This is a genomic window from Bacillus cereus group sp. BceL291, from assembly GCF_051776705.1.
Lineage (GTDB): Bacteria > Bacillota > Bacilli > Bacillales > Bacillaceae_G > Bacillus_A > Bacillus_A cereus.
Genome location: NZ_JBPWAP010000111.1, coordinates 1 through 11,701, shown reverse-complemented (window position 1 = coordinate 11,701; position 11,701 = coordinate 1). Strand labels below are relative to the sequence as shown.

The following is an 11,701-nucleotide window of genomic DNA, read 5'->3' as shown; positions in this document are numbered from 1 at the left end:
ATATCTAGCTTAATATACATACTAACCACCTCAGAGTCAGTATGGAGAATCCAATTGAAAATGTACATATTTATTCAAGCGTTAATGTACATATTTAAGTTAGCATTTATATTCCTTATCTATTTTGTAATAAAACTTTTCATTAATAGATGAAAATATGTATGCTTTATTAGGAAATAATTAAGGTATCTTTTAATTATCTATAATTATTTGTTATAGAGGAATTAGATAATTGAAGTTCTTTTCATTTGGGAATACGGTGATAAAAAAGGAGGGACGGAGTTATAAGGATCAATAAGAATACATTATTAAATTGTTTTACAATAAAACATTCCATTTTCATTAATATTCTTATAATCACAAAAACCAAATGCTGTAAAATGGATTGTTTGAAAAAGTTGTGAATATGCATATTTTTGGATGCGTTTACAATTATAATCATCATGATATCACTTCTTTTTTAAGAATGCGAAGTTTTGTCGTTATGTAAACATGGGTGCTCAAAACTTTACATTTTTTGTACAATATAAAATATTAAAATACAGTTGTACAGATAATTGATATTTCTTTATATGAAAAAATACTTATAAATACTATGCAAAGCTAACGTATAATTTTTTAGACCTTATAGAATCAAATAAGAATAAAGATAGAAAATAAAATTGAAATACTAAGGCTAGCAAAGTAACGTGAGGTAATAGCATCTATTCTGAGTTTTGTAGTTAAATGTTACCTAGTGATAAGTAATTCAGTATTAAGGGAGGAGAAATGTAATGGATAAATTTATTACAGACTTAATACAAGATAAATCAATAATACGACAACTTCAAATTTTAGAAACCTTGATTGATAGCAATGAAATAAAGTCTTCCAAGGATTTATCACAAAGTTTAAAGTGTACAAGTAGAACTATAATAAATGACATTTCTCAGTTAAAACTAGCGCTTCCCGAAAATTGGGATTTAATAAGTGTTCAATCCAAAGGGTACCTATTAAAACGTGATTTTTCAAACGATTTCTCCGAATTAATTATTCCCTATTTAATGAATAGTGAACTTTATACAATATTAATCGGTATATTTAATCAAAAATATTATTCTTTAGAAAAATGGTCCCAGTTGTTATATCTAGATAAAATTACACTAAAAAAAATGCTGAAAAACTTTCGGAAGATACTTGTGAACTTTGGATTGGATTTTAATTTTAGAACGATTAAATTGATTGGCCAAGAAATAAACTTAAGATATTTTTATATAATGTTCTTTTATAATATCCAAAAATATAAAGAAGTAATCAATTTAGATTCTAGATTACAAGAAAAAATTAAAAGCATTACTAGAATTCACAATGTAGAAATAGATTATAATATGCTAGCAGTTATTATTAGTGTATCTATAAAGAGAATTGCAAATAAACATTATATGTCAGAAGTTTTAGAGTTTCTTCCTATACTTGATACAAATAATTTAAATTGCATAAGTTCAATTATATGCGAATTGGAAATTTTCTTCAATATAAAATTCACAGAATATGAATTAAGTTATTTTAAGAATGCTTTTTCAATAATATTAGAATGGAACATTGAAGAAAAAAATAGGATCACAGATTATTATTATAAAATAAACAAAAAGACTTATGATAAAAACAAACATTTATTCCAAACAATATCTTCTGAAATAAATGTTTGTTTAGAAATAAAAGAAAAGATAAAACATGACTTGTATTTCAGGTTACATAAAATTTACAAGTTTCAAAAGTATGGTTTATCAATAGGCGCTTTTGGTAATGAATTTGACACTGTACATCAGGAATTTTCAGAAGGACATAATAGAATTTATCCTCTTATTTCTTCTTGGAATAAAAAAATAAATAAAAGTAGATTAACTAACGATGAGATCAATTACATAATATACCATATTTTATTTATTGTCCATTCAAATCATAATAAAAAAGGATTGTTATTATTATCTGGTTCATCAGTTTTAAAGAAGTTTATTTATTATAAACTCAATCACGAGCTAGGTGATTTTGTAACACTACAACAAAAACCAGATTGTATGCATAAATTTGATGTTATTCTGACAAATTATCAAATCCCGAATACCCCAATACCTATAATTCGGATCTCAAACAAAACAATTCAAAAAGATTCAAGTTATGTTAGAAAAGTTTTATCCCCTTTTAACTAAACTTAAGGTTTTAGTTCTAAATAATGTATACTTTCCTTGTATGGAATAACTTATATGAAATCGATACTAGAAATTTATAACATGTATTTATTTTCAATTGAAGAACAGAATACTTATAAGACATAATTGATTTTTACGTATTGTTTGAAAGAATTCTCCTACCCCAAGTGCGTAACGATAGGTAGGAGATTCTTTTGGTTTGGCTTAGCCAAACAGCGCGTAATTGCATTTTTTATTTTCTTTATTATGTAATCAGTCATGCATAATGAAAATTTTTACATGTCAACAAAATTGGATTTTAAGAACGATTAAGTGTTCTTGATATACTACCAATAGTGTATTGACGTGAAATACATAAATGATAATAATTTATAAAACTATGCAGACTTATTTTTAAGGTTATCCGTGAATTATAACATAACACTGCTAGTTTAGAATTATGCTGTTGTTTTATATTATTAATTTTACATATAACGATTAATGCTTTTGAATGCAATTTCTCGACTTAATAAATTAGATTTTCTCAAAGTGCAAAAACATCCATTGGTAAACACCTTCTGCCCATCTTAACTAAATATGAAAAAAATTGTGCAAAAAGAAATTGAAACAGTTATAGGATTATACTTTAGTTTTGAATATAAGAAAATTAATTAGGTAAACTACGAATTTAAATGTTACAGCTATTGAAGGACTAAAAATGAAAGATATGTTGCAATCAATTTATCTTAGAAAAAATGACACTGATAACGGTAGGGGAATGTTTACCTTATTTTAGTTTTTAAACTACACGAACAATGAAAAAAATGTGTAAAAATTCACAAATAGATTCCCTCTACAAAAACATGTGGCAGCTGCGAGAGGAATATGTAATTTTCAGAAGGATTATATTTTTGTAAGTACGGTGTAACTTTCAATAGAGTCTGTAATGTAAATATCAACATCAAAGATGAACCAATATTTTTATCATTTTAGCCAAGAATTCTCTTTCCTCAAGGAGTGTGAAAGGATACAGTCCAGTGAGTATAGGTGGGAGATGAATTTTCTTCGAACAAGGGGTGGCTTCCTGCCTTGAAAAAAGAGCTTGTTTGGCTAAAAGAAGTGGATAGTATTGCGATTCAGTTTTCTGTTCGCAACTCTGTGGATGCTTTTACACGCTTTAAATCTAAGAAGAACAACGTACAATCTTATACGACAAAACAAACCAATGAAAACATTGGCGTTGTAGGAAACAAGATAAAGTTGCCGAAGCTAAGCCTTGTTTGATTTGCCAAAAGTCGCTAAGTAAAGGGACGTATTGTAAATGCTACAGTTAGACGGAATCCATCTGGTAGATACTTTGTGTCATTGTTAGTTGAAACAGAAGTTGGTGAAAGCAAAGCGTGTTCTTTCTAGAGGAATGAAAGGATCTTCCCACTAGAATAAACAGCGAGTAAAGGTAGATAGAATTCATGAATATATGGAAAATTATAAAAAACATTACCTGGACAAAAGCTCAACTGAAATCACCAAAAACCACTATGTTGTTGGTATAAAGGTTTTGCAAGTATCGAATATTTTAAAGAATCATAAGTTAGCAAAAGCCATTAATGAAGTATCATAGTCGCAATTTCGATCCTTGTTAGAATACAAAGCAAAATGGTATGGAAAATAAGTCATTGTTGTATCGAAAACATTTGATTCTAGCCAATTATGTTCTCATTGTGAATATCAAAACAAAGACGTTAGAAATCTAGACCTAGGTATATGAGACTGTCCTTCTTATCTTACACGCTATAATGCGGATATTAACTCAATAAGCCATAAGGCTTCTAATCGCAAGGACTGCTGGGGTAGTTCAATAGCTCTGGTATAAATAGCAGTAAAATAACCTTTGGTACAATTCGATAGTTACTAGACGTAACGATTAGCCGAGAAATCCCCACTTTAGAGAGCACGTTAGGAGGTTAAGTGAAGGGTATTTCACAAATGATCGATTATATTTATAGGAAAAGGATAGATCACTTCATCTATAGATGAAATTATCTATCCTTTTATTTGTTAGATAGGAGATATAATTTACTCATAGCCCCAGAGAAAGTGTTAACAGGTGATAGCATCCAATTTTAAGTAAGGGAGGTTTTACTAAGTTCTAATAATTTTCTGGGTAATTAGTCCTTACAACGACTTACATTTAGGAAATTGCCTGTTAATAAAATTTATATAGTAAAGGAGTGCTTTAATGTAAAAAAATAGGGATAAATGAATTTTTGTGAATAGGAAGACCATTTGATAGGTAAATATTATAATTCAAAAAGTAGAATAAGCAAAATTGAGTAACACATTAATGATATAAACTAATTTTATACAATTGAAATTGATAAAAAGTTATGAGTGTTTAATAATCAGTAATTACCAATAAAGAATTAAGAATACAAGTTTACAAGAAATAAGTGTTACAAAAAATAGCTGAAAAGGAAGATGAACATGAACAAGAATAATACTAAATTAAGCACAAGAGCCTTACCAAGTTTTATTGATTATTTTAATGGCATTTATGGATTTGCCACTGGTATCAAAGACATTATGAACATGATTTTTAAAACGGATACAGGTGGTGATCTAACCCTAGACGAAATTTTAAAGAATCAGCAGTTACTAAATGATATTTCTGGTAAATTGGATGGGGTGAATGGAAGCTTAAATGATCTTATCGCACAGGGAAACTTAAATACAGAATTATCTAAAGAAATATTAAAAATTGCAAATGAACAAAATCAAGTTTTAAATGATGTTAATAACAAACTCGATGCGATAAATACGATGCTTCGGGTATATCTACCTAAAATTACCTCTATGTTGAGTGATGTAATGAAACAAAATTATGCGCTAAGTCTGCAAATAGAATACTTAAGTAAACAATTGCAAGAGATTTCTGATAAGTTGGATATTATTAATGTAAATGTACTTATTAACTCTACACTTACTGAAATTACACCTGCGTATCAAAGGATTAAATATGTGAACGAAAAATTTGAGGAATTAACTTTTGCTACAGAAACTAGTTCAAAAGTAAAAAAGGATGGCTCTCCTGCAGATATTCTTGATGAGTTAACTGAGTTAACTGAACTAGCGAAAAGTGTAACAAAAAATGATGTGGATGGTTTTGAATTTTACCTTAATACATTCCACGATGTAATGGTAGGAAATAATTTATTCGGGCGTTCAGCTTTAAAAACTGCATCGGAATTAATTACTAAAGAAAATGTGAAAACAAGTGGCAGTGAGGTCGGAAATGTTTATAACTTCTTAATTGTATTAACAGCTCTGCAAGCAAAAGCTTTTCTTACTTTAACAACATGCCGAAAATTATTAGGCTTAGCAGATATTGATTATACTTCTATTATGAATGAACATTTAAATAAGGAAAAAGAGGAATTTAGAGTAAACATCCTCCCTACACTTTCTAATACTTTTTCTAATCCTAATTATGCAAAAGTTAAAGGAAGTGATGAAGATGCAAAGATGATTGTGGAAGCTAAACCAGGACATGCATTGGTTGGGTTTGAAATTAGTAATGATTCAATTACAGTATTAAAAGTATATGAGGCTAAGCTAAAACAAAATTATCAAGTTGATAAGGATTCCTTATCGGAAGTTATTTATGGTGATATGGATAAATTATTGTGCCCAGATCAATCTGAACAAATCTATTATACAAATAACATAGTATTTCCAAATGAATATGTAATTACTAAAATTGATTTTACTAAAAAAATGAAAACTTTAAGATATGAGGTAACAGCGAATTTTTATGATTCTTCTACAGGAGAAATTGACTTAAATAAGAAAAAAGTAGAATCAAGTGAAGCGGAGTATAGAACGTTAAGTGCTAATGATGATGGAGTGTATATGCCGTTAGGTGTCATCAGTGAAACATTTTTGACTCCGATTAATGGGTTTGGCCTCCAAGCTGATGAAAATTCAAGATTAATTACTTTAACATGTAAATCATATTTAAGAGAACTACTGCTAGCAACAGACTTAAGCAATAAAGAAACTAAATTGATCGTCCCGCCAAGTGGTTTTATTAAAAATATTGTAGAGAACGGGTCCATAGAAGAGGACAATTTAGAGCCGTGGAAAGCAAATAATAAGAATGCGTATGTAGATCATACAGGCGGAGTGAATGGAACTAAAGCTTTATATGTTCATAAGGACGGAGGAATTTCACAATTTATTGGAGATAAGTTAAAACCGAAAACTGAGTATGTAATCCAATATACTGTTAAAGGAAAACCTTCTATTCATTTAAAAGATGAAAATACTGGATATATTCATTATGAAGATACAAATAATAATTTAGAAGATTATCAAACTATTACTAAACGTTTTACTACAGGAACTGATTTAAAGGGAGTGTATTTAATTTTAAAAAGTCAAAATGGAGATGAAGCTTGGGGAGATAACTTTATTATTTTGGAAATTAGTCCTTCTGAAAAGTTATTAAGTCCAGAATTAATTAATACAAATAATTGGACGAGTACGGGATCAACTAATATTAGCGGTAATACACTCACTCTTTATCAGGGAGGACGAGGAATTCTAAAACAAAACCTTCAATTAGATAGTTTTTCAACTTATAGAGTGTATTTTTCTGTGTCCGGAGATGCTAATGTAAGGATTAGAAATTCTAGGGAAGTGTTATTTGAAAAAAGATATATGAGCGGTGCTAAAGATGTTTCTGAAATTTTCACTACAAAATTGGGAAAAGATAACTTTTATATAGAGCTTTCTCAAGGGAATAATTTAAATGGTGGCCCTATTGTCAAGTTTTCCGATGTCTCTATTAAGTAAGATCGTGATTTAATATTAAGGGTTTCTAAAAGCGCATTCTTGTATAACAGTCACTAATTATGTGGAAATAAAATTTTGTTTGCTAAGATGTATATATAGCTTAATTATTAAAAGGCCCTTAGAAAAAACGTATTTAAATTTAAAGTTAATGAATTGTAAGGAAAGGCACTTCATTATCACCTCGTTATGTCATAGAAGAATTAGAATGTTTCCCAGAAATAGATAAATTATAGTTAGCGATTTGACAAACGAAAGAGAAATTCATTGTAGACAGTTTAGAATTACGCATTATAGATGAATAGTTTTATGCATAGTTGCTTTAAATGACACAGTATGAAAGATAAACATCACTCTTATAAGAGTGATGTTTATTTTTTTATACTGTGTTCTAACATAAGTGTATAGAAAAACATAATAAAAGTAGGGGGGGAAGTGTAGAGGTAAATGAATATTTTTCAGTAGAAGTATAATATGATTTTTTGTCCTTACTAATATCAGACGAAATTAACTGTCTCATAAGGCTTATATTGATGGAGGATTAAAGTATTTTTATAACAATTGGTGAATAGGTAGCTCCTTCATTTATCATTTTAGCCATGAAGATTCCTTCCTCAAGGAGCGTGAAGGGTCACAGCACAATGAGTAGGTTGGAGATGAATTGGCTTGTTCAACATACATAAATTGCGACTGCCTCTCTTTAGAATACACGTTCGGTGTATGGTAGCCATATACAGAAATGGAGGTGAATCAAATGATGATTAATAAAGCTTATAAGTTTTATATCTTTCCAAATCAAGCACAAGCAATTCTAATCAATAAAACGATTGGTTGTTCTCGCTTTGTATTCAATCATTTTCTTTCCTTATGGGATGACTTATATAAAGAGGCAGGAAGAGGTTTGAACTATGGTACATGTTCTGCCAAAGTTCCTGCCATGAAGAAAGAGTTTGGTTGGCTAAAAGAAGTGGATATTATTGTGATTCATTTGTCTGTTTATAATCTTGCAGATGCGTATACACGCTTTTTCAAAAAATAAAACAGCGCCACGTGCTTTAAATCTAAGAAGAACAACGTACAATCATATACCACAAAATTAAACAAACGAAAACATTGCCAGTGTAGGTAAAAAATAAAGTTGCCGAAAGTCGCGAAGTAAAGGGACGTATTGTAAATGCTACAGTTAGACGGAACCCTTCTGGCATATACTTTGTTTCATTGTTAGTTGAAACAGAAGTACAAGAACTTCCGAAAACACATTCTTACATCAGAATGGATATGGGACTAAAAGATTTTGCCATTTTGTCAGATGGAACACCCTATAAAAATCCGTAATTTTTTCGCTCATTAGAAGCGAAGGTGGCGAAAGTACAGCATGTTCTTTCTAGAAGGACGAAAGGATCTTCTCGCTGGAATAAGCAGCTAGTAAAGGTAGCTAGGATTTATTAATATATGGAAAATTATAGAAAATATTACTTAGACAAAATCTCGACTGAAATCATCAAAAACCACGATGTTATCGGTATAGAGGATTTGCAAGTATTGAATATGTTACAGAATCATAAGTTAGCAAAAGCAATTAGTGAAGTATCATGGTCACAATTTCGAGCCATGTTGGAATACAAAGCAAAATGGTACAGAAAACAAGTTATTGTCTTATCGAAAACAATTGCTTCCAGCAAATAATGTTCTTGTTGTGGATATCAAAACAAAGAAGTTAAAAATCTAAACCTACGTAAGTGAGACTGTCCTTCTTGTCGTACACATCATGATAGGGATATTAACGCAAGTATCAATCTAAAGAATGAAGCGATATGACTTCTAACCGAAAGGACTGCGGAGATAGCCTAATCAATTAGAGTTCGATAGAATTCTTTACTTAGGAATCCCTCACTTCTAAATGAAGTGAAAGTGGGGGTAGTTCAAAAAAAGCATAGATATCTTCTTCTATAGGTGAAGATATCTATGCTTTTTCTTTTTAAATTAAAGATATACTTTACTCATACGGCAGGGAAAATTATTAACAGGAGATAATATCCAATTCTAATAATTGTATAAATAGTTTGAACATGTTTGAAAATTAACCAAACAATTTTTGTTTTGAAAAATGGATTCTCTAATACACCTGTTAATGTAACGTATGGAAAGGAGAATAGAAGCAGTTAAGAAAGCGGTAAATGGATGATTAACTAGATTTAAGAAAGATGAAGGGTAATTTTTGAGAAATAAAATAATCAACTGGAATGATTAGGAATTTCGGTATTGTGACAGTTTTCAAATTTTATACTAGTAATAAATAAATTACTTTTTGAAAGTAATATCATTACAAAAGGTACTTGGAATCTTCTTGCTTATTCCATGATTCCAAGAAAAATCGCCATTTACACACTAGTGGACCAAAATACAGAAACGAGCGAACATGCTAGATTTGCAAATAATGGTGGTGTCTCATCTGGTATATGCTGGGTATTACTGTAGATGATTTAGGGAGGAGCATGATGGATGGCTAAATGTAGGCTTTCATGTTTAAAGTACGATCCTTCCTATACTATATACAAATTATGCGTATAACAAAAGTGAGAATGATTCCTATGTTTAAGACTTAATTAATAATTATAATCAAAGTTAGAGTTGTAATTGTGGTTGTAAATAAGCACTTTCTTAAAAATATTCGTTATTATCAGGCTAATTTAGTATCTTTAATTTTAATATATTACTTAATATTTAAGGAGGAATTTTATATGAATAGTGTATTGAATAGCGGAAGAACTACTATTTGTGATGCGTATAATGTAGCGGCTCATGATCCATTTAGTTTTCAACACAAATCATTAGATACCGTACAAAAGGAATGGACGGAGTGGAAAAAAAATAATCATAGTTTATACCTAGATCCTATTGTTGGAACTGTGGCTAGTTTTCTGTTAAAGAAAGTGGGGAGTCTTGTTGGAAAAAGGATACTAAGTGAGTTACGGAATTTAATATTTCCTAGTGGTAGTACAAATCTAATGCAAGATATTTTAAGAGAGACAGAAAAATTCCTGAATCAAAGACTTAATACAGACACTGTTGCCCGTGTAAATGCGGAATTGACAGGGCTGCAAGCAAATGTAGAAGAGTTTAATCGACAAGTAGATAATTTTTTGAACCCTAACCGAAACGCTGTTCCTTTATCAATAACTTCTTCAGTTAATACAATGCAACAATTATTTCTAAATAGATTACCCCAGTTCCAGATGCAAGGATACCAACTGTTATTATTACCTTTATTTGCACAGGCAGCCAATTTACATCTTTCTTTTATTAGAGATGTTATTCTAAATGCAGATGAATGGGGAATTTCAGCAGCAACATTACGTACGTATCGAGATTACTTGAAAAATTATACAAGAGATTACTCTAACTATTGTATAAATACGTATCAAAGTGCGTTTAAAGGTTTAAACACTCGTTTACACGATATGTTAGAATTTAGAACATATATGTTTTTAAATGTATTTGAATATGTATCTATCTGGTCGTTGTTTAAATATCAAAGTCTTCTAGTATCTTCCGGTGCTAATTTATATGCAAGTGGTAGTGGACCACAGCAGACCCAATCATTTACTTCACAAGACTGGCCATTTTTATATTCTCTTTTCCAAGTTAATTCAAATTATGTGTTAAATGGATTTAGTGGTGCTAGGCTTTCTAATACCTTCCCTAATATAGTTGGTTTACCTGGTTCTACTACAACTCACGCATTGCTTGCTGCAAGGGTTAATTACAGTGGAGGAATTTCGTCTGGTGATATAGGTGCATCTCCGTTTAATCAAAATTTTAATTGTAGCACATTTCTCCCCCCATTGTTAACGCCATTTGTTAGGAGTTGGCTAGATTCAGGTTCAGATCGGGAGGGCGTTGCCACCGTTACAAATTGGCAAACAGAATCCTTTGAGACAACTTTAGGGTTAAGGAGTGGTGCTTTTACAGCTCGCGGTATTTCAAACTATTTCCCAGATTATTTTATTCGTAATATTTCTGGAGTTCCTTTAGTTGTTAGAAATGAAGATTTAAGAAGACCGTTACACTATAATGAAATAAGAAATATAGCAAGTCCTTCAGGAACACCTGGTGGAGCACGAGCTTATATGGTATCTGTGCATAACAGAAAAAATAATATCCATGCCGTTCATGAAAATGGTTCTATGATTCATTTAGCGCCAAATGACTATACAGGATTTACTATTTCGCCGATACATGCAACTCAAGTGAATAATCAAACACGAACATTTATTTCTGAAAAATTTGGAAATCAAGGTGATTCCTTAAGGTTTGAACAAAATAACACGACAGCTCGTTATACGCTTAGAGGGAATGGAAATAGTTACAATCTTTATTTAAGAGTTTCTTCAATAGGAAATTCCACTATTCGAGTTACTATAAACGGTAGGGTATATACTGCTACAAATGTTAATACTACTACAAATAACGATGGAGTTAATGATAACGGAGCTCGTTTTTCAGATATTAATATCGGTAATGTAGTAGCAAGTAGTAATTCTGATGTACCATTAGATATAAATGTAACATTAAACTCCGGTACTCAATTTGATCTTATGAATATTATGCTTGTACCAACTAATATTTCACCACTTTATTAAAGTTTGAGGTTCTTATGTAAATATAAGTTTATAGTTTTT

At 30.3% G+C, this 11,701-nt stretch carries 3 protein-coding genes and 2 pseudogenes; all 5 read left to right on the top strand.

Annotated elements, in window-relative coordinates:
* Positions 1-773 precede the first annotated feature (773 nt).
* The 5 genes and pseudogenes from ACS2CR_RS31410 (at position 774) to cry2Ab (ending at position 11,662) form a co-directional block, all read left to right on the top strand.
* Positions 774-2,189 (top strand): helix-turn-helix domain-containing protein, encoded by a 1,416-nt coding sequence (locus tag ACS2CR_RS31410; protein ID WP_153602936.1) that lies wholly within the window; start codon positions 774-776, stop codon positions 2,187-2,189.
* Positions 2,190-3,248: 1,059 nt separating this feature from the next.
* A pseudogene (locus ACS2CR_RS31405) lies at positions 3,249-3,933 on the top strand (zinc ribbon domain-containing protein); the annotation flags it as partial.
* Positions 3,934-4,652: 719 nt separating this feature from the next.
* Positions 4,653-7,022 carry a vegetative insecticidal protein Vip3A family protein gene (locus ACS2CR_RS31400; protein ID WP_053512471.1) on the top strand — a complete coding sequence of 790 codons (2,370 nt, stop codon included), beginning with the start codon at positions 4,653-4,655 and terminating at the stop codon, positions 7,020-7,022.
* Between the two features lie 751 nt (positions 7,023-7,773).
* A pseudogene (tnpB, locus tag ACS2CR_RS31395) lies at positions 7,774-8,837 on the top strand (IS200/IS605 family element RNA-guided endonuclease TnpB).
* A 923-nt stretch (positions 8,838-9,760) separates the two neighbouring features.
* The gene (cry2Ab, locus tag ACS2CR_RS31390; RefSeq protein WP_053512470.1) at positions 9,761-11,662 is read left to right on the top strand and encodes a pesticidal protein Cry2Ab; all 1,902 of its coding nucleotides are present in this window, start codon (positions 9,761-9,763) and stop codon (positions 11,660-11,662) included.
* Positions 11,663-11,701 lie beyond the last annotated feature (39 nt).